Source organism: Paraburkholderia flagellata (genome assembly GCF_021390645.1).
Lineage (GTDB): Bacteria > Pseudomonadota > Gammaproteobacteria > Burkholderiales > Burkholderiaceae > Paraburkholderia > Paraburkholderia flagellata.
Genome location: NZ_JAJEJT010000001.1, coordinates 1,847,283 through 1,865,590 on the forward strand (window position 1 = coordinate 1,847,283; position 18,308 = coordinate 1,865,590).

Here is an 18,308-nt window from a genome sequence, read left to right on the forward strand (position 1 = left end):
GGAGGGCAAAAGCCCACCCGCCTCCGTACGTGATGCTGGTACATCAAGGCAGCGCGGCCAAAAAAGTCGGCCGCCCTGCCTCTCGCGCTTACATGTTCAGCGCGCGCTTGTCAGTGGCGAGTGCAGCTTCGCGCATGACTTCAGACAACGACGGGTGCGGATGGCAGATGCGGCCGATGTCTTCGGCGGCAGCCTTGAATTCCATCGCCACCACGGCTTCCGCGATCAGGTCCGATGCGTTGGCCGAGATGATGTGCACGCCGAGCAGTTCGTCGGTCTTGGCGTCGGCGATCATCTTCACGAAGCCGTCCGACTTGTTGATGCCGAGTGCGCGACCGTTCGCCATGAACGGGAACTGGCCCGTCTTGATCTCGCGGCCTTCGGCCTTGAGCTGCTGCTCGGTCTTGCCGACCCATGCGATTTCCGGTTCGGTGTAGATCACCCACGGAATGCAGTTGTAGTCGATGTGCGGCTTCTGGCCGTCGATGATCTCGGCCACCATCACGCCTTCATCTTCGGCCTTGTGCGCGAGCATCGGGCCACGTACCACGTCGCCGATCGCATAGACGTTCGGCACGCTCGTCGCGCAATGATCGTCCACGTCGATGAAGCCGCGCTCGTTGGCCTTCAGGCCGATTGCTTCGAGACCGAGGTTGTCGGTGTTCGGCACGCGGCCAACCGACACGATCAGGCGGTCGGCTTCGAGCACTTGCGCGTTGCCGTCCTTGTCCGTGTAGTTGATCGTGACGTTCTTGTCGGTGGCCTTCACTTCGCCCACCTTCACGCCGACGTGAATGTCGAGACCCTGCTTCTTGAAGAGCTTCGCGGCTTCCTTCGCGAGCGCCTGGTCAGCGGCGCCGAGGAATTCCGGCAGCGCTTCGAGCACGGTCACTTCCGCGCCGAGACGACGCCACACCGAGCCCAGCTCGAGGCCGATCACGCCCGCGCCGATCACAGCCAGCTTCTTCGGCACGGTGTCGAACGAGAGCGCGCCTTCGTTGTCGGCGACGATCTTGTTGTCGACCGGAATGCCCGGCAGATGACGCGCCTTCGAGCCCGTCGCGATGATCACGTTCTTCGCCGTGACGACTTCGGTTTCGCCTTCGCCGCTCACTTCGATCTGCACGCCGGCGTCGGTCTTGCCGGTGAACTTGCCGTGGCCCTTGAGCCACGTGATCTTGTTCTTGCGGAACAGGAACTCGATACCCTTCGTCATCTTCTCGACGATGCCTTCCTTGCGGGCAAGCATCTTCGCGATGTCGAGCTTCACGTCGCTCACGTTGATGCCGTGGTCAGCGAGGTGATGCTGGGCGTTCTCGAACTCTTCCGACGAGGCGAGCAGCGCCTTCGACGGAATGCAGCCGACGTTCAGGCACGTGCCGCCGAGCTTCAGCGCGCCGGCCGGGTTCTTCCATTTTTCGATACAGGCAACCGACTTGCCGAGCTGCGCAGCACGAATCGCCGCGATATAGCCGCCGGGGCCGGCGCCGATCACGACGACGTCAAATTCTTTGGACATGGTCATCCTTTCGAGACGTGAACGCCACGCGCGGTGTCCGGCTTCCGGAAACCGCGCGCGAGGCGCTCAGTGTGAGACTGGTTGCGCGAGCGACGCTCGCGCTACAACGCGAATTACAGGTCGAGCAGCAGACGAGCCGGATCTTCCAGCGCGTCCTTCATCGCGACCAGCGACAGAACAGCTTCGCGGCCGTCGATGATGCGGTGGTCGTACGACATCGCGAGGTAGTTCATCGGACGGATCACGATCTGGCCGTTCTCCACCACAGCGCGTTCCTTCGTGGCGTGCACGCCGAGGATCGCCGACTGCGGCGGGTTGATGATCGGGGTAGACAGCATCGAGCCGAACACACCGCCGTTCGAGATCGAGAACGTACCGCCCGTCATTTCTTCGATCGACAGCTTGCCGTCCTTGGCCTTCTGGCCGAATTCGGCGATCTTCTTTTCGATGTCGGCGAGGCTCATCTGGTCTGCGTTACGCAGGATGGGCACCACCAGACCACGCGGCGAGCCGACAGCGATACCGATGTCGAAGTAGCCGTGGTAGACGATGTCGTTGCCGTCGATCGACGCGTTGACGAGCGGGAACTTCTTGAGAGCGTGAACCGCGGCCTTCACGAAGAACGACATGAAGCCGAGCTTCACGCCGTGTTCCTTCTCGAACTTGTCCTTGTACTTGTTGCGCAGGTCCATGACCGGCGCCATGTTCACTTCGTTGAACGTCGTGAGGATGGCGTTGGTTTGCTGCGACTCGAGCAGACGCTCGGCGATACGCGCACGCAGACGCGACATCGGCACGCGCTGTTCCGGACGGTCGTTGAGCCAGTTCGCAGCCGATGCCGGTGCGCTGACTTGCGGCAGCGAGGGCTTGGCGGCAGCCGGCTTCGAAGCCGGTGCAGCAGCCGGAGCGGCCTTCGGTGCGCCAGCGCCCAGCACGTCCTGCTTCGTGATGCGGCCGTCGCGGCCCGTGCCGGCGACGTCGCCGCCCGCGAGGCCCTTCTCTGCCATCAGCTTGGTCGCTGCGGGCGATGCCACAGTGCTGCTCGCCGTCGATGCGGCGACAGCAGCAGCCGGTGCGGCTGCGGGTGCAGCGGCAGCCGGAGCGGCAGCAGCTGCGGGAGCCGCAGCGGCGCCAGCCTTGGCTTCCGTGTCGATCCTTGCGATCACCTGTTCGCTGGTAACGGTCGCGCCGTCGCCGATCAGGATCTCGGCCAGCACGCCGGCAGCCGGCGCGGGCACTTCGAGGACGACCTTATCGGTTTCGATCTCGATGACGACTTCGTCCTGAGCGATTGCTTCGCCCGGCTTCTTCTTCCACTGCAGCATCGTGCCTTCCGACACCGACTCCGAAAACTGCGGGACCTTGACTTCAACAATAGCCATTTGATGTTCCTGAATACGTATCTGGGTACGAACCGGGTCGCGCACTTGAGCGCGGGAAAGCGCGCTTTGAATTCACACGCTTTCCCGGTTCGGTTGCTCTAGTGCTTACTTCGCGACCTGCGCGCCCTTCAGGCGGCCGAACGCACCTTCGATCAGCGACTTCTGCTGCTCGTAATGCTTCGCGTAGTAGCCAACAGCCGGCGATGCGGAAGCAGGACGGCCGCTGTACGCGAGCTTCATGCCTTCCTTCATGCCTTCCTTCAGGTGGTGCTCGATGTAGAACCACGGGCCTTGATTCTGCGGCTCGTCCTGCACCCAGACCACTTCGGTCGCGTTGTCGTACTTCTTCAGCTCCGCTTCGAACTGCTTGTGCGCGAACGGATAGAGCTGTTCGATACGGATGATCGCGACGTCGTTCGCCTTCGCTTCGCGGCGGTGCGCGACGAGGTCGAAGTACACGCGGCCCGAGCAGGCGACCACGCGCTTGACCTTCTTCGCGTCGATGGCTTCGTCCACTTCACCGATGACCGGCTGGAACGTGCCCTTCGCGAGTTCGGACAGATCCGACACGGCTTCCTTGTGACGCAGCAGCGACTTCGGCGTGAAGATGATGAGCGGCTTGCGGAACAGGCGGATCATCTGGCGGCGCAGCACGTGGAAGATCTGAGCCGGTGTGGTCGGCTGAACGACCTGCATGTTGTGCTCGGCGCACAGCTGCAGGAAACGCTCGATACGCGCCGACGAGTGCTCCGGACCCTGGCCTTCGTAGCCGTGCGGCAACAGCATCGTGAGACCCGAAACGCGGCCCCACTTCACTTCGCCCGACGATATGAACTGGTCGATCACGACCTGCGCACCGTTGACGAAGTCGCCGAACTGGCCTTCCCACGCGACGAGCGTGTTCGGTTCAGCGGTCGAGTAGCCGTATTCGAAGCCCAACACGGCCTCTTCCGACAGCACCGAGTCGATCACCGTGAACTGAGCCTGGTTCTCGCCGATGTTCTGCAGCGGCACGTACGTGCCGTCGTCCCAGCGCTCGCGGTTCTGGTCGTGCAGAACGGCGTGGCGGTGCGTGAACGTGCCACGGCCCGAGTCCTGGCCCGTCAGGCGAACTGCGTAGCCCGAAGCGACCAGCGACGCGAACGCGAGGTGTTCGCCCATGCCCCAGTCGAGCTTCGCTTCGCCCTTGCCCATCGCGCGGCGGTCGTTGATGACGCGCTCAACCAGCGGGTGAACCTTGAAGTTCTCAGGGATCGTGGTGATGCGCTCTGCCAGACGCTTGAGTTCGGCGAGCGGCACTGCCGTGTCGGCTGCGTCGGTCCACTTGCGGTTCAGGAACGGAACCCAGTCCACCGCGTACTTGCTCTTGTAGTTCGAGAGCACGGGGTCGACCGTGTGGTGGCCTTCGTCCATCGCGGCGCGGTAGGCCTTGACGTAATTGTCGCCGTCTTCCGCCGTGATGACGCCCTGCTGCACGAGCTTCTCGGCGTACAGCGCACGGGTGCCCGGGTGCTTCGCGATCGTCTTGTACATCAACGGCTGCGTGACCGCCGGGGTGTCCTGCTCGTTGTGGCCGAGCTTGCGGAAGCAGATGATGTCAACCACGACATCCTTGTGGTACTGCATGCGGAATTCGACCGCGAGCTGGATAGCCAGCACGACCGCTTCCGGATCGTCGCCGTTCACGTGCAGCACCGGCGCTTCGATCATCTTGACCACGTCGGTACAGTAGAGCGTCGAACGCGCGTCGCGCGGGTCCGAGGTCGTGAAGCCGATCTGGTTGTTGATGACGATGTGCAGCGTGCCGTGCGTGCCGTAACCACGCGTTTGCGCGAGGTTCAGCGTTTCCATCACGACGCCCTGGCCGGCGAAGGCCGCGTCGCCGTGGATCTGCACCGGCAGCACCTGCAGGCCGTCCGCATCGCCGCGGCGATCCATACGGGCCTTCGCCGAACCCTCGACCACCGGGTTGACGATTTCGAGGTGCGACGGGTTGAACGCGAGCGACAGGTGGACCGGGCCGCCTTCGGTCGAGACGTCCGACGAGAAGCCCTTGTGGTACTTCACGTCGCCGGCCGGCAGGTCGTCGACGTGCTTGCCTTCGAATTCGGCGAACAGGTCAGCCGGCATCTTGCCAAGCGTATTGACCAGCACGTTCAGACGGCCACGGTGAGCCATGCCGATGACGATTTCCTGCACGCCCTTCGCGCCTGCGTGACGGACGACTTCGTCCATCGCGGCGATGAAGGATTCGCCGCCTTCGAGCGAGAAGCGCTTCTGGCCGACGTACTTGGTGTGCAGGAAGCGCTCGAGGCCTTCGGCGGCCGTGAGGCGCTGCAGGATGTGCTTCTTCTTGTCGTTCGAGAAGTTCGGCGTCGAGCGGATCGACTCGAGGCGTTCCTTCCACCAGCGCTTCTGTTCCGGATCGCTGATGTACATGTACTCGGCGCCGAGGGTGCCGCAGTACGTGTCGCGCAGTGCCTTGACGATCTCACGCAGCGACGCGCGCTCGAAACCGAAATACAGGTTCGTGGCGCTGAACGTCTGGTCCATATCGGCTTCGGTGAAGTCGTAGAACGCAGGTTCGAGTTCGGGGATGGGCGGGCGCTCGCGACGCTTCAGCGGATCGAGATTGGCCCATTGCGAGCCGAGGAATCGATAAGCGCCAATCAGGGACTGAACGTAGACTTGCTTGCGTGCCGTGGCAAGATCTTCGCCGCCGCCCTTCGGCACGAATGCATTGGCTTTTGCGCGCTGTGCAAACGACTCGACGATCGGCCCGTGGGCGATGTCGTTGTCGGTCGTGCCACTCGACGACGGCACGTTTTGCAGTGCGTCGAAGTATTCACGCCAGGTGTCCGGAACGGACGCAGGGTTGTCAAGATATGCTTCGTATAGCTCTTCGACATACGGAGCATTGCCGCCGAACAGATAGGAGTTCAGCTGGAATTGCTTCATCGTTTCCGACATTTACGCTCACCTTTCTTCGAGTTTCTCGAGAAATAGCGGGTTACTCAACCTTCCGCGCCACGGCCTGACCGTTTAGCGGATTGCGAATCAAGTCTGCTTGGAAGGACCTAAATCATGCATCCGCGGAGTATAGCGCATATGCGCATCTCTCCACAGGATGCAATGCGACCGAACAGCACGCGGAAAGCCTTTTTGCTTGGGCCTTTGCGGCGTTCGCAATACTCTCTTCCTGCACCGCAATACAATCCCCGCCAGACGCAAAAAAGCCGCCCACAAAGCGGCGGCTTTTCTGTAAGTCTGTTTGCATTGCAGTGCGGAAAAAAGCAATAGAACTGCAAATTACTCGGCAGCGCCTTCGCGGCTCGCGCGGCGACGCTCGTGCTCTTTCAGGTGACGCTTGCGCAGACGGATCGATTGCGGCGTGACTTCCACGAGTTCGTCGTCGTCGATGAATTCCACTGCGTATTCGAGCGACATCTGGATCGGCGGCACGAGGCGCACGGCTTCGTCAGTGCCCGAGGCGCGCACGTTGGTGAGCTGCTTGCCCTTGATCGGGTTCACGACGAGGTCGTTGTCGCGGCTGTGAATGCCGATGATCATGCCTTCGTACAGCGCGTCGCCCGGCTTCACGAACATGCGGCCGCGGTCCTGCAACTTCCACAGTGCGTAGGCGACAGCGGCGCCGTCGTCCTGCGAGATCAGCACACCGTTGCGGCGCTCGCCGAGCGTGCCTTCCTTGACCGGGCCGTAGGCGTCGAACACGTGGCTCATCAGGCCCGTGCCGCGCGTGAGCGTCATGAACTCGCCCTGGAAGCCGATCAGGCCACGCGCCGGAATGCGGTACTCGAGACGCGTGCGGCCGCGGGCGTCCGAAGCCATGTCGAGCATTTCGCCCTTGCGGCGGCCCAGCTCTTCCATCACGCCGCCCTGGTGGCCGTCTTCGACGTCCACGGTCAGCATTTCGTACGGCTCCTGCTTCACGCCGTCGACTTCGTGCAGCACCACGCGCGGACGCGACACGGCCAGCTCGTAGCCTTCGCGGCGCATGTTTTCGATCAGGATCGTGAGGTGCAATTCGCCACGGCCCGACACTTCGAACGTGGTTTCGTCGCCGGTGTCCTTCACGCGCAGCGCGACGTTGTGGTTCAGTTCCTTCGTGAGACGGTCGCGGATCTGGCGGCTCGTCACGAACTTGCCTTCGCGGCCTGCGAGCGGCGACGAGTTCACGAGGAAATTCATCGTGAGCGTCGGCTCGTCCACCGTGATCATCGGCAGCGCTTCGGGGGTGTCGACCGCGCAGATCGTCGCGCCGATGCCGATGTCTTCAATACCGTTGATGAGCACGATGTCGCCGGCTTCGGCCGAATCGACCTGCACGCGCTCCAGGCCGCTGAACGACAGCACCTGGTTGATCTTGCGATTCATCACGTCGCCGTCCGGCCCGAAGCGCAGCGCCACCGGCTGACCCGGCTTGATGCGGCCGCGCTTGATGCGGCCCACGCCGATACGGCCGACGTACGTCGAGTAGTCGAGCGAGGTGATCTGGAGCTGGAGCGGACCTTCCGGATCGGCGTCGCGCACCGGCACGTGTTCGAGAATCGCCTCGAACAGGGGACGCATGTCGCCTTCGCGCGCGTCGGCGGAGAGCGATGCGTAGCCGTTCAGGCCCGAGGCGTACACCACCGGGAAGTCGAGTTGCTCTTCGGTCGCGCCGAGCTTGTCGAACAGGTCGAACGTCTGGTTGATCACCCAGTCGATGCGGGCGCCCGGACGGTCGATCTTGTTGACGACGACGATCGGCTTCAGGCCGAGCGCGAGCGCCTTCTTCGTGACGAAGCGCGTTTGCGGCATCGGGCCTTCCACGGCGTCGACGAGCAGCAGCACCGAATCAACCATCGAGAGCACGCGCTCCACTTCGCCGCCGAAGTCGGCGTGGCCCGGGGTGTCGACGATATTGATGTGGGTGCCTTCGTACTCGACCGCGCAGTTCTTAGCGAGAATCGTGATCCCGCGCTCTTTTTCGATGTCGTTCGAGTCCATGACGCGTTCGGCGACCTGCTGGTTGTCGCGGAAGGTGCCGGACTGGCGCAGCAGTTGGTCGACGAGCGTGGTCTTGCCGTGGTCGACGTGGGCAATGATGGCGATGTTGCGAAGAGCGCGGGACATAGGAACCTGGGTACAGTTGAGTGCGCCGCGCATGCCCTGCTGGCAGGCCCGGCGAGGGCGCGCGGCCGCCGCTTCGATCCACCCCGGACTACTGCCGGCGGGTCAATTCAGCATCGCTGCAAATGGCGCACTTTTGGGAACCTGAAATTATAGCACGCGCAGATGAATTGATCCTGCGCATATCAGGGAGCACCCTGGATCGGGGTGACCAGCGTCGCAACCGCGCAACGCCTGCGACGGCCTGACAAACGGCCGGTGGCCAGATTGACTGACGGCTCAACCTGGCGCAGTGGAACTGGCGTAACGCCACATCAACCCCAACCGGCGCGCCGTCCATGCCGCATTGTCCCATGCTCGCGGTGCCGGATTAAGCCCCTACGCTGCAAAGGTTTCTCGGCAAAGGCAGAATAAACCTTGCCGCGTCAACTAACCGCCCCTATAATCCCTGCCTGGTCAACCATTGCAGTCGCAGCAGAATCATGACGGATCCGACTCCCACGCCCCCGCCCGAAGTTCGCGATTATGACCTCGGCGAAAGCGTCGGCTACCTGATCTCGCGGGTGAAATCGACGATGTCGAACATGGTCACCCAGCGCGCCGTAGCCGAACTTGGCGTCACGAGCCAGCAAGCCAGCATTCTCTTCATGGTGGCAACCGGCAAATGCACGCTCGCAGCCGAACTCGCACGTGAGTACGGCATCGACGCAAGCGCCGTCACGCGGCTCGTCGACCGGCTGGAGAAGCGCGGGCTCCTGAAGCGCGTGCGCAGCTCCGAAGACCGTCGCGCGGTGCGCCTCGCGCTCACGCCCGAAGGCCTTGCCATTGCCGCGCGCATGCCGGCGATTTTCCGCAGCGTTACGGAACATCTCTCTGCCGGATTCACGCCTGAGGAAGTCGGCTTCCTGAAGAGCATGTTGCGGCGGATTCTTTCGAATAGCTGCGAAGCTAGCCAGAGTTCGAACTCGAACCCGTCCGAGAATTGCTGACGGGGCAAGCAAATTTGAAATCACCGAACAAGAAAATAGCTGCATCGTCCAGTATCACCACACACTCTCACGCATCGAGACGAGCAATGAAATCCCAAACCGAGTTTGCGCCAGTTCCGGCCGTGCGGGCGCTGTCCTGCCGGGCGGCGGTCGCCGCCGCGGTCGCGGCGCTCGCCCTTTCGGGTTGCGCGAACTACATCGGCATCAAGAGCGACAAGACGATCGATCAGCCGCAGCAGTTCGAAAGCTCGCAGAGCATTCCGGCGCAAGGCGGCCAGTGGCCCACGCTCGACTGGGCGAACCAGTTCGGCGACCCGCAGCTGCCCAAGCTGATCGACGAGGCGCTCGAAGGCAGCCCGACCATCGCTCAGGCGCAGGCGCGCCTTGCCAAGGCTTCGTCGTACATCGAAACCTCGCGCTCGGCGCTCTTCCCGAAGGCCAACCTGAGCTATTCGTGGACCCGCGAACTGTATTCGGCCAACGCCCTCTTCCCGCCCCCGTACGGCGGCACCTGGTATAGCGAGAACAACGTGCTCGCCAGCGCCTCGTGGGATCTGGACCTCTGGGGCAAGAACCGCCAGCGCCTCGCGCAAGCCGTGTCCGCGCAGCGTGCCGCCGAGGCGGACATGCAGCAGGCGCGCATCACGCTCGCCTCTTCGGTTGCGCGCACGTACAACCAGCTCGCCCAGCTCTACGAGCTGCGCGCCATCGCCGTGCACGAGATCGACAACCGCAAGACCATCGGCACGATCACGGACGGCCGCGTAGTGGCGGGGCTCGACACCAACGTCGAGAAACAGACCGCGAACGGCAACATCGCGACGAGCCAGGCCAACCTCTCGCAGATCGACGGCCAGATCGAAACGACGCGCTACCAGCTCGGCGCGCTGCTCGGCAAGGGCCCGGACCGCGGCCTGCAGATTGCGCAGCCGGTGCTCAATCCGGTCGCCAACGTCGCGCTCCCCGACAATCTGCCGGCCGACCTGCTCGCGCGCCGCCCCGACATCGTCGCCGCGCGCTGGCAAGTGGAAGCCGCGATGCACGACGTGAAGGAAGCCAAGGCCGAGTTCTACCCCGACGTGAACCTCGCAGCGGGCTTCGGCTTCGATGCGTTCGGCTGGGGCAAATTCCTGAACTTCACGAGCCGACAGGCGCAGTTTGGGCCGGCCGTGCATTTGCCGCTCTTCGATGCGGGCGCGTTGCGCGCACAACTGAAGGGCCGCTACGCCGACTTCGAGCTCGATGTGGCGAACTATAACCAGACGCTCATCGGCGCTTTCCAGGACGTCGCGACCGACGTGTCGACGATCCGGTCGGCCGACAAGCAGCTCGTCGACGCCGATCGCGCACTCGACGCGTCGACCAAAGCCTGGCAGCTCGCCGTGATTCGCTACAAGGCGGGGCTCTCCGAGCAGCTTCAGGTGCTCACCGCCGACCAGAACCGCCTCGCCGCGGAGCAGACGGTGTCGAACCTGAAGGCGCAGCGCCGCGACCAGCAGATGGCGCTCATCAAATCGCTTGGCGGCGGCTTTGAAGCACAAGGCGCGGGGCTCACGCCGCCGGCCGTTGTTGGCAGCGAAGCGCGCGGCCAGAGCGACGTGAACGGCGCACCGTGGCGCGGTACGCGCTCGCCGCAGAACGCGGCGGCAGCGACAAACGCGGCAAACGCCGCGCCCGTGCCGAATTGAGCGTCTAGCAGCACACGAACATCAAAAACTGAACGAACAGCACGCAAGCATCCGGAGATCCTTCCATGAGCACCCCCCAGCAGCCGGCAGCCAATCCGCAGCCGAACGCGAACAGCGGCAAGCGCAAGCGCATGATGACGCTGCTTGTCCTCGTGATCGTGATTGCAGCCGTTGCCTACGGCCTCTACTACTTCCTCGTCGCGCGCTTTACCGAAAGCACGGACGACGCCTACGTGAACGGCAACGTCGTGCAGATCACGCCGCAGGTCACCGGCACGGTGATCGCACTGAAAGCGGACGACACGCAAACCGTCAACGTCGGCGACCCGCTCGTGCTGCTCGACCCGGCCGACGCGCGCGTCACGCTCGAGCAGACTGAAGCGCAACTCGCGCAGACCGTGCGCCAGGTGCGCGGCCTCTTCGCCGACGACAGCCAGTACGAAGCGCAAGTCGCGGTCCGCCAGTCCGACCTCTCGCGTGCGCAAGACGACCTGCACCGCCGCATGCAGGTCGCGCAGACGGGCGCCGTCTCGCAAGAAGAGATCTCGCACGCCCGCGACGCCGTGCGCAGTGCCGAAGCCGCGCTCGAAGCCGCGCAGCAGCAGCTCGCGGCGAACCGCGCGCTGACCGCGAACACGACCATTGCCAATCACCCGAACGTGGAAGCCGCCGCCGCCAAGGTGCGCGACGCCTATCTGGCGAACGCACGCAACACGCTGCCCGCGCCGGTTACCGGCTACGTGGCCAAGCGCTCGGTGCAAGTGGGCCAGCGCGTCTCGCCGGGCAATCCGCTGATGTCGGTGGTGCCGCTGAACTCGCTGTGGGTCGACGCCAACTTCAAGGAAGTGCAGCTCAAGCACATGCGCATCGGCCAGCCGGTCGAGATGACGGCCGACGTGTATGGCTCGTCGGTGGTCTATCACGGCAAGGTGGTGGGCTTCTCGGCGGGCACGGGCTCGGCCTTCTCGCTGCTGCCCGCGCAGAACGCCACGGGTAACTGGATCAAGGTGGTGCAGCGTCTGCCGGTGCGTATCTCGCTCGATCCGGAAGACCTCCTGAAGCATCCGCTGCGTATCGGGCTCTCGATGCAGGTAGACGTGAACATCCGCAACGATTCGGGCACGCAGCTCGGCAATGCGCAGAACACCGTCTACGAGACCGATGTGTTCGCCAAGTACGGCGCAGAAGCCGATGCGGAGATCGCGCGCATCATCGCCGAAAACGCCGGCCCGAATGCGCATAAGGCAGCTAGCAGCAGCGCGACCAGCAATGCAGCCGTGAAGGCGCAGGTGTCGTCCGCTCACGCGGCGAAGCCCGGCGTGAAAGGCTGATTGAAGCCCTGACAAAAGCACTCGCAAACGCCGGCGCGGGCTGATCCTCAGCCCGCGCCGCTTTGTTTCGCGTGCCCACCAACAGGTCAACAAGAAAGGACGCAATGGCAGCTCCACAACAACCCGTCGCGCATCCACCTTTACAGGGCGCGCAACTCGTGATCGGCACCATTGCGGTGTCGCTCGCGGTGTTCATGAACGTGCTCGATACCTCGATCGCGAACGTGTCGATCCCGTCGATCTCGGGCGACCTCGGCGTATCGTCGGACCAGGGCACGTGGGTCATCACCTCGTTCGCGGTGGCCAACGCGATCTCGGTGCCGCTCACGGGCTGGCTCACCGACCGCATCGGCCAGGTGCGCCTCTTCATGGCGTCGATCATCCTGTTCGTGATCTCGTCGTGGATGTGCGGCCTCGCGCCCACACTGCCCTTCCTGCTGGCCTCGCGCGTGTTGCAAGGCGCCGTAGCCGGTCCGATGATTCCGCTTTCGCAAACGCTGCTGCTCGCGAGCTATCCTCGCGCGAAGGCGCCCATGGCGCTCTCGATGTGGTCGATGACAACACTAATCGCGCCAGTGGCCGGCCCGATTCTGGGCGGCTGGATCTCCGACAACATCTCGTGGCCGTGGATCTTCTACGTGAACATCCCCGTCGGCATCGTCGCGGCGCTCGCCACGTGGGCGATCTTCCGCAACCGGGATTCGGTCGTGAAGAAGGCGCCGATCGACGGCGTGGGCCTCGCGCTCCTCATCATCTGGGTGGGCTCGCTGCAGGTGATGCTCGACAAGGGCAAGGACCTCGACTGGTTCTCGTCCACCACGGTCGTCGTGCTCGCACTCACCGCCGTGATCGCATTTGCGTTCTTTGTGGTGTGGGAGCTGACCGCAGATCACCCCGTGGTCGACCTGTCGCTGTTCGCGCGGCGTAATTTCACGGGCGGCACGGTCGCGCTTTCGGTGGGCTACGGCCTGTACTTCGGCAACCTCGTGTTACTGCCGCTGTGGCTGCAAACCTCAATCGGCTACACCGCCACCGACGCAGGTCTCGTGATGGCGCCCGTGGGCTTCTTCGCGATCCTGCTCTCGCCGATCACCGGCAAGATCCTGCCGCGCACCGACCCGCGCTATATCGCGACGGCCGCGTTCATCGTGTTCGCGCTGTGCTTCTGGATGCGTTCGCGCTACACCACTGGCGTAGACACCTGGGCGCTCACGCTGCCCACGCTCATTCAGGGCATCGGCATGGCGGGCCTCTTCATTCCGCTCGTGTCGATCACGCTTTCGGGTCTGCCAGGCCATCGCATTCCGGCGGCCTCGGGCCTGTCGAACTTCGTGCGGATCATGTGCGGCGGTATCGGCACCTCGATCTTCGAGACGGCGTGGGATCACCGCACGACGTTTCACCATGCACGCCTGACCGAAGTGGCGACGCCGACCAATCCGATCTTCAACCAGTCGATGCAGCAGTTTCAGGGCGCGGGTCTCGACCCTTCCCAGGCGCACGGGCTCTTCGACAGCATGCTCTCGCAGCAGGCCGCACAACTCGGCGTGAATGACCTGTTCTGGATTTCCTCGGTGATCTTCATCGTGCTGATCGCGCTGATCTGGATCACGAAACCCGAGCGTTCCGGCGGTGCGGACGCGGGCGCGGCGGCTTCAGCGGCGCATTGAGGTTGATGCGTTAGCGCTTGGGGCTGTCCATAGCAAAACGGCACGTCCGGTTATTCACCGGCGTGCCGTTTTTGTTTGTGCGCTCCGGGCGCGATTCGAGTTCGCTCAGGCGGAGCCGCTCACTACCAGCCGCTCCGGCGCAAGCACGCCGTTCGCGGCCTTCGCGACGCCGAGCAATCGCCCATCTTCCGCGTACACGCGCACGCGTTCGGCCGCTTCGCAAACGGCGCGATCGAGCACCAGTTCGTTCAGCGGCAGGCGCTGGCCATGCGTGAAGCGGCGCGCCGCTTCTTCATTGAGCGTCAAGGCAGGGAACGTGGAGAGCAGCGCATCGACGGGGCGCAGCCAGGTGTCGCGCTCGGGCTCGTCGGCGGCAGTGAGCGCGTCGAGCGTCACCGCATGCTCAAGCGTGAGCGCGCCCACGCCCGTGCGCCGCAGCATCACGAGATGCGCACCGCAGCCCAGCGCCTCGCCGATGTCCTCGGCCAGCGTGCGGACGTACGTGCCCTTGCTGCACGTCACGCGAAACGTGACTTCAGGAAGCGCGGGAAGCGCGCACGCGATCATCTCCAGCGCAAGGATTTTTACCTCGCGCCCTTCGCGCTCGACCGTCTGACCCGCACGCGCATATTCATACAGCGGCTTGCCGTCGCGCTTGAGCGCCGAATACATCGGCGGCACCTGCACGATGTCGCCTAAGAAACGCGTCATCGCTTCACGCACCGCGGCTTCGTCGCAGGAGACCTCGCGCGTTTCGATCGCCTCGCCTTCGGCGTCGCCAGTGGCGGTGCGAATGCCGAGGCGCATGGTCGCTTCATAAGTCTTGTCGGCTTCGAGCAGATCCTGCGAAAACTTGGTCGCTTCGCCAAAGCACAGCGGCAACAGGCCCGACGCGAGTGGATCGAGCGTGCCGGTATGACCGGCCTTCTTCACGCGATAAAGCCGCTTCGCGCGAATCAACGCGTCGTTGCTGGAAAGGCCAACGGGCTTGTCGAGCAGCAGCACGCCGTCGAGCAGGCGGCGCGGCACCTTCGGACGCGCTTCGCCTTGATTCTTTTTCGATGATGCAGTCATTGCCCGCGTCAGTCGTCCTTCGCGCGCGTCGCGTTCGCCTCGTCGATCAGGCGCGACATCTCGACACCCTTCTCGACCGACTGGTCATAGTGGAAATGCAGCGTCGGCACCGTGTGAATGTGCAGGCGCTTGAAGAGCTGGTTGTGCAGGTGGCCGGCGGCGTGATTGAGCGCTTCCTGGGTGGTCTTCGGGTCGCCCGTGAGGGTCGTGAAGTAGACCTTGGCGTGCGCGTAGTCCGGCGTGAGTTCGACGCTCTGGATCGTCACGAGCCCAATTCGCGGGTCCTTCACTTCGCGCATCAGCTCAGACAGATCGCGCTGAATCTGATCCGCGATCTGCACATTGCGATTCGGGGAAGTACGTTTTTTCGGCATGATGGTTCCACCTCTTTATCTGCGAGGCATTCAGGCGACGTTGCGTCCATGGAGGCGCACACGGCCGCGCAAAAACAAAACGGGCGGGGCTGGCCAGCGCCTGCCCCGCCCGTTATCGGCCAGGCGGGCGGCCCGAAGGCCGGCCCGCGGGCGCCGCTGTGTATTACAGCGTACGCGCGACTTCGGTGATCTCGAACACTTCGAACTGGTCGCCTTCGACGATGTCGTTGAAGTTCTTGATCGACATACCGCATTCGAAGCCTTGCTTGACTTCCTTGACGTCGTCCTTGAAGCGCTTGAGCGAGTCGAGTTCGCCGGTGTGGATGACCACGTTGTTGCGAATCACGCGCACCGACGACGAACGCTTGACGAAACCGTCCGTGATCATACAACCCGCGATCAGGCCGACCTTCGGCACGCGGATCACCTGACGCACCTCGGCCATACCCGTCACCGTCTCGCGCTTCTCCGGCGCGAGCATGCCGGACATCGCCGCCTTCACCTCATCCACTGCGTCATAGATGATGTTGTAGTAGCGGATGTCGATGCCGTTCGCCTCGGCCACCTTACGCGCCTGCGCATCCGCACGCGTATTGAAGCCAATGATGACCGCCTTCGAAGCCGTTGCCAGGTTGACGTCCGACTCGCTGATCGCACCGACCGCGCTGTGCACGATCTGCACGCGCACTTCGCTGGTCGACAGTTTGAGCAGCGATTGCACCAGCGCTTCCTGCGAACCCTGCACGTCCGCCTTGACGATGAGCGGCAGGTTCTGCACTTCGCCCTCACCCATCTGCTCGAGCATGTTTTCGAGCTTCGCGGCTTGCTGCTTCGCGAGCTTGACGTCGCGGAACTTGCCCTGACGGAACATGGCGATTTCACGCGCCTTGCGATCGTCCGGCAGCACGATGACTTCTTCGCCCGCGCCCGGCACTTCCGAGAGACCCTGGATTTCGACCGGGATCGACGGGCCGGCTTCCTTCGTCGTCTTGCCCGTTTCGTCGAGCATGGCGCGCACGCGGCCGTAGGCGCTACCTGCCAGTACGACGTCGCCGCGATTGAGCGTACCCGACTGGACGAGAATCGTTGCAACCGGACCCTTACCCTTGTCGAGCTTCGCTTCGATGACGATGCCCTTGGCCGGTGCTTCGACCGGTGCCTTCAGTTCCAGCACTTCGGCTTGCAGCAGCACGTTTTCGAGCAGATCGTCGATGCCCGCGCCGGTCTTCGCCGACACCGGGACGAACGGCGAGTCGCCACCGTACTCTTCCGGCACGACGCCTTCCGCCACGAGTTCCTGCTTCACGCGCTCGGGGTTCGCATCGGGCTTGTCGATCTTGTTGATCGCCACGACGAGCGGCACGCCCGCAGCCTTCGCGTGCGAGATCGCTTCCTTCGTCTGCGGCATCACGCCGTCGTCGGCCGCGACCACCAGAATGACAATGTCGGTTGCCTTCGCACCGCGAGCACGCATGGCCGTGAAGGCCTCGTGACCCGGCGTGTCGAGGAACGTGATAACGCCACGCGGCGTTTCGACGTGGTATGCGCCGATGTGCTGCGTAATGCCGCCCGCTTCGCCCGCTGCAACCTTGGCGCGGCGGATGTAGTCGAGCAGCGACGTCTTGCCGTGGTCGACGTGACCCATGACGGTGACGACCGGCGGACGCGGCAGTTGCTCGGCGTCCGTACCCGTAGCCTGGCCTTCGACCAGCAGCGCTTCCGGATCGTCGAGCTTCGCGGCAACCGCACGGTGGCCGAGTTCCTCGACGATGATCATCGCCGTTTCCTGGTCGAGCATCTGGTTGATGGTGACCATCTGGCCCATCTTCATCATCACCTTGATGACTTCCGACGCCTTCACGGACATCTTGTGCGCGAGGTCGGCCACGGTGATGGTTTCCGGCACGTGGACTTCACGCACGATCGGCTCGGTCGGCGCCTGGAACGTCGAAGCGTCCTGGTGACGGCCACGGCCCTTCGGGCCACCGCGCCAGCCGCGGTCCACGCCGCCCGACGAGTCGCCGCGCGTCTTGATGCCACGGCGCTTGGCCGCGTCGTCCTGCCAGCCGCCCTTGCCTGCGCCCGGCTTCTTGTTGCGGTCGCCCGCGCCTGCGCCCGGCGCGCTCGTCGAAGGCGCGGCCGTCGTGGCCGGCTTCTTCGCCGCGGCGCCTGCACCGGCTGCCGGACGCGCCGGCGCACCTTCCGGACGGGCCGGCTTGTGCAGCGTGCCCTTGGCTTCGGCGGGCTTGGGCGGCTCGACGGGCTTGGGCGGCTCGGGCGCCTTCACCTGCGCCTTGCGCGGCGTGTTCATCATTTCGCGGATCGCGCGCGCTTCGGCTTCAGCAGCCGCGCGGCGGCGAGCGATCTCGTCCTGTTCCTTCTGCGCCTTTTCGGCGGCTTCGCGCGCGGCGGCTTCGGCCTTCTGGGCCGCTTCGCGCTGCGCGGCGCGCTCGGCTGCGGCGCGCTGCTCTTCTTGCTGGTCCTGCTGTTGCTTCACTTCCTTCGCTTCCGCTTCGGCGTTGCGCTGCGCTGCCACGGCTTGAGCGGCCAGTTCTCGAGCGGCGGTATCGGCCGCAGCCTTCTTCTTTGCAGCTTCCTCTTCGGCACGGCGGCGCTCGGCCTCGGCGGCCTCTTCACGCGCACGGCGCTCGGACTCCTCACGCGCAAGCAGTTCCTGGCGCTCCTTGAGCTCCTGGGCCTGACGCTCGAGCAGTTCTGCCTCGCGGCGCGCTTCTTCCTCGCGGCGCTGCAGCTCCGCCTCTTCGGCGGCAGTGGCTGCGTCGACTGCATGATTCGATGCCTCCGCCTCACCGGCGGACTCGTCGCGGCGGACGAATGTGCGCTTCTTGCGCACCTCGACCTGAATGGTGCGAGCCTTACCCGTCGAATCGGACTGCTTGATTTCCGACGTATGCCGTTTCGTCAGCGTGATCTTGCGCTTGTCTGCATCAGTCGAGCCGTGAGACTTGCGCAAGTGGTCGAGCAGACGCGCCTTGTCCGTTTCGGACAAGGAGTCAGCTTCGCTCGCTTTCGTGACGCCCGCCGCCTGCAGCTGCTCCAGCAGCACGCCGGCAGGCATCTTCAGTTCCGCGGCAAATTGGGCTACGTTGTTACTCGCCATTCATTCCTCTTAATGCAAGGACCGATT

General features: G+C 64.0%; 11 protein-coding genes. 4 read left to right on the forward strand and 7 right to left on the reverse strand.

Annotation, left to right across the window (positions count from 1 at the left end; genetic code table 11):
- Nucleotides 1-88: 88 nt before the first annotated feature.
- The 4 genes from lpdA to typA form a co-directional block, all read right to left on the reverse strand.
- Nucleotides 89-1,519 carry a dihydrolipoyl dehydrogenase gene (gene lpdA, locus L0U83_RS08185; RefSeq protein WP_233881727.1) on the reverse strand — a complete coding sequence of 477 codons (1,431 nt, stop codon included), beginning with the start codon at nt 1,517-1,519 and terminating at the stop codon, nt 89-91.
- Nucleotides 1,520-1,632: 113 nt separating this feature from the next.
- Nucleotides 1,633-2,901 carry a 2-oxoglutarate dehydrogenase complex dihydrolipoyllysine-residue succinyltransferase gene (gene odhB, locus L0U83_RS08190; RefSeq protein ID WP_233881728.1) on the reverse strand — a complete coding sequence of 423 codons (1,269 nt, stop codon included), beginning with the start codon at nt 2,899-2,901 and terminating at the stop codon, nt 1,633-1,635.
- A 105-nt stretch (nt 2,902-3,006) separates the two neighbouring features.
- On the reverse strand, nt 3,007-5,871 hold the full coding sequence (locus L0U83_RS08195) for a 2-oxoglutarate dehydrogenase E1 component (RefSeq protein WP_233881729.1): 2,865 nt from the start codon (nt 5,869-5,871) through the stop codon (nt 3,007-3,009).
- A 339-nt stretch (nt 5,872-6,210) separates the two neighbouring features.
- On the reverse strand, nt 6,211-8,037 hold the full coding sequence (typA, locus tag L0U83_RS08200; protein ID WP_233881730.1) for a translational GTPase TypA: 1,827 nt from the start codon (nt 8,035-8,037) through the stop codon (nt 6,211-6,213).
- A gap of 479 nt (nt 8,038-8,516) precedes the next feature.
- Here typA and L0U83_RS08205 point away from each other — a divergent pair, with 479 nt between their 5' ends.
- The 4 genes from L0U83_RS08205 (at nt 8,517) to L0U83_RS08220 (ending at nt 13,712) form a co-directional block, all read left to right on the forward strand.
- A complete protein-coding gene (locus tag L0U83_RS08205) occupies nt 8,517-9,023 on the forward strand; it encodes a MarR family winged helix-turn-helix transcriptional regulator (protein WP_233881731.1) in 507 nt (168 codons plus the stop codon).
- Nucleotides 9,024-9,109: 86 nt separating this feature from the next.
- Nucleotides 9,110-10,711, forward strand: coding sequence for an efflux transporter outer membrane subunit (locus tag L0U83_RS08210; RefSeq protein ID WP_233881732.1), 1,602 nt, complete (start codon nt 9,110-9,112; stop codon nt 10,709-10,711).
- Nucleotides 10,712-10,776: 65 nt separating this feature from the next.
- Complete coding sequence (locus tag L0U83_RS08215; protein ID WP_233881733.1) at nt 10,777-12,042, forward strand: EmrA/EmrK family multidrug efflux transporter periplasmic adaptor subunit; 1,266 nt, start codon at nt 10,777-10,779, stop codon at nt 12,040-12,042.
- Between the two features lie 104 nt (nt 12,043-12,146).
- Entirely contained in the window at nt 12,147-13,712 is a 1,566-nt protein-coding gene (locus L0U83_RS08220) for a DHA2 family efflux MFS transporter permease subunit (RefSeq protein WP_233881734.1), read from the forward strand.
- 105 nt (nt 13,713-13,817) lie between these two features.
- On the opposite strand, the gene truB is transcribed toward L0U83_RS08220, so the two are convergent.
- From truB to infB, 3 genes are all read right to left on the reverse strand, one after another.
- Nucleotides 13,818-14,786: a tRNA pseudouridine(55) synthase TruB gene (gene truB, locus L0U83_RS08225; protein ID WP_233881735.1), complete on the reverse strand. Its 969-nt coding sequence runs from the start codon at nt 14,784-14,786 to the stop codon at nt 13,818-13,820.
- An 8-nt stretch (nt 14,787-14,794) separates the two neighbouring features.
- Nucleotides 14,795-15,160 (reverse strand): 30S ribosome-binding factor RbfA, encoded by a 366-nt coding sequence (gene rbfA, locus L0U83_RS08230; RefSeq protein ID WP_042272510.1) that lies wholly within the window; start codon nt 15,158-15,160, stop codon nt 14,795-14,797.
- 163 nt (nt 15,161-15,323) lie between these two features.
- Entirely contained in the window at nt 15,324-18,281 is a 2,958-nt protein-coding gene (gene infB, locus L0U83_RS08235) for a translation initiation factor IF-2 (RefSeq protein WP_233881736.1), read from the reverse strand.
- Between the last annotated feature and the right edge of the window lie 27 nt (nt 18,282-18,308).

Coding starts and splice junctions, on each gene's coding strand:
- typA (WP_233881730.1), bottom strand. CDS start 8,037: ATGTCCCGCGCTCTTCGCAACATCGCCATCATTGCCCACGTCGACCAC.
- L0U83_RS08210 (WP_233881732.1), top strand. CDS start 9,110: ATGAAATCCCAAACCGAGTTTGCGCCAGTTCCGGCCGTGCGGGCGCTG.
- odhB (WP_233881728.1), bottom strand. CDS start 2,901: ATGGCTATTGTTGAAGTCAAGGTCCCGCAGTTTTCGGAGTCGGTGTCG.
- infB (WP_233881736.1), bottom strand. CDS start 18,281: ATGGCGAGTAACAACGTAGCCCAATTTGCCGCGGAACTGAAGATGCCT.
- L0U83_RS08205 (WP_233881731.1), top strand. CDS start 8,517: ATGACGGATCCGACTCCCACGCCCCCGCCCGAAGTTCGCGATTATGAC.
- L0U83_RS08220 (WP_233881734.1), top strand. CDS start 12,147: ATGGCAGCTCCACAACAACCCGTCGCGCATCCACCTTTACAGGGCGCG.
- truB (WP_233881735.1), bottom strand. CDS start 14,786: ATGACTGCATCATCGAAAAAGAATCAAGGCGAAGCGCGTCCGAAGGTG.
- rbfA (WP_042272510.1), bottom strand. CDS start 15,160: ATGCCGAAAAAACGTACTTCCCCGAATCGCAATGTGCAGATCGCGGAT.
- L0U83_RS08195 (WP_233881729.1), bottom strand. CDS start 5,871: ATGTCGGAAACGATGAAGCAATTCCAGCTGAACTCCTATCTGTTCGGC.
- lpdA (WP_233881727.1), bottom strand. CDS start 1,519: ATGTCCAAAGAATTTGACGTCGTCGTGATCGGCGCCGGCCCCGGCGGC.
- L0U83_RS08215 (WP_233881733.1), top strand. CDS start 10,777: ATGAGCACCCCCCAGCAGCCGGCAGCCAATCCGCAGCCGAACGCGAAC.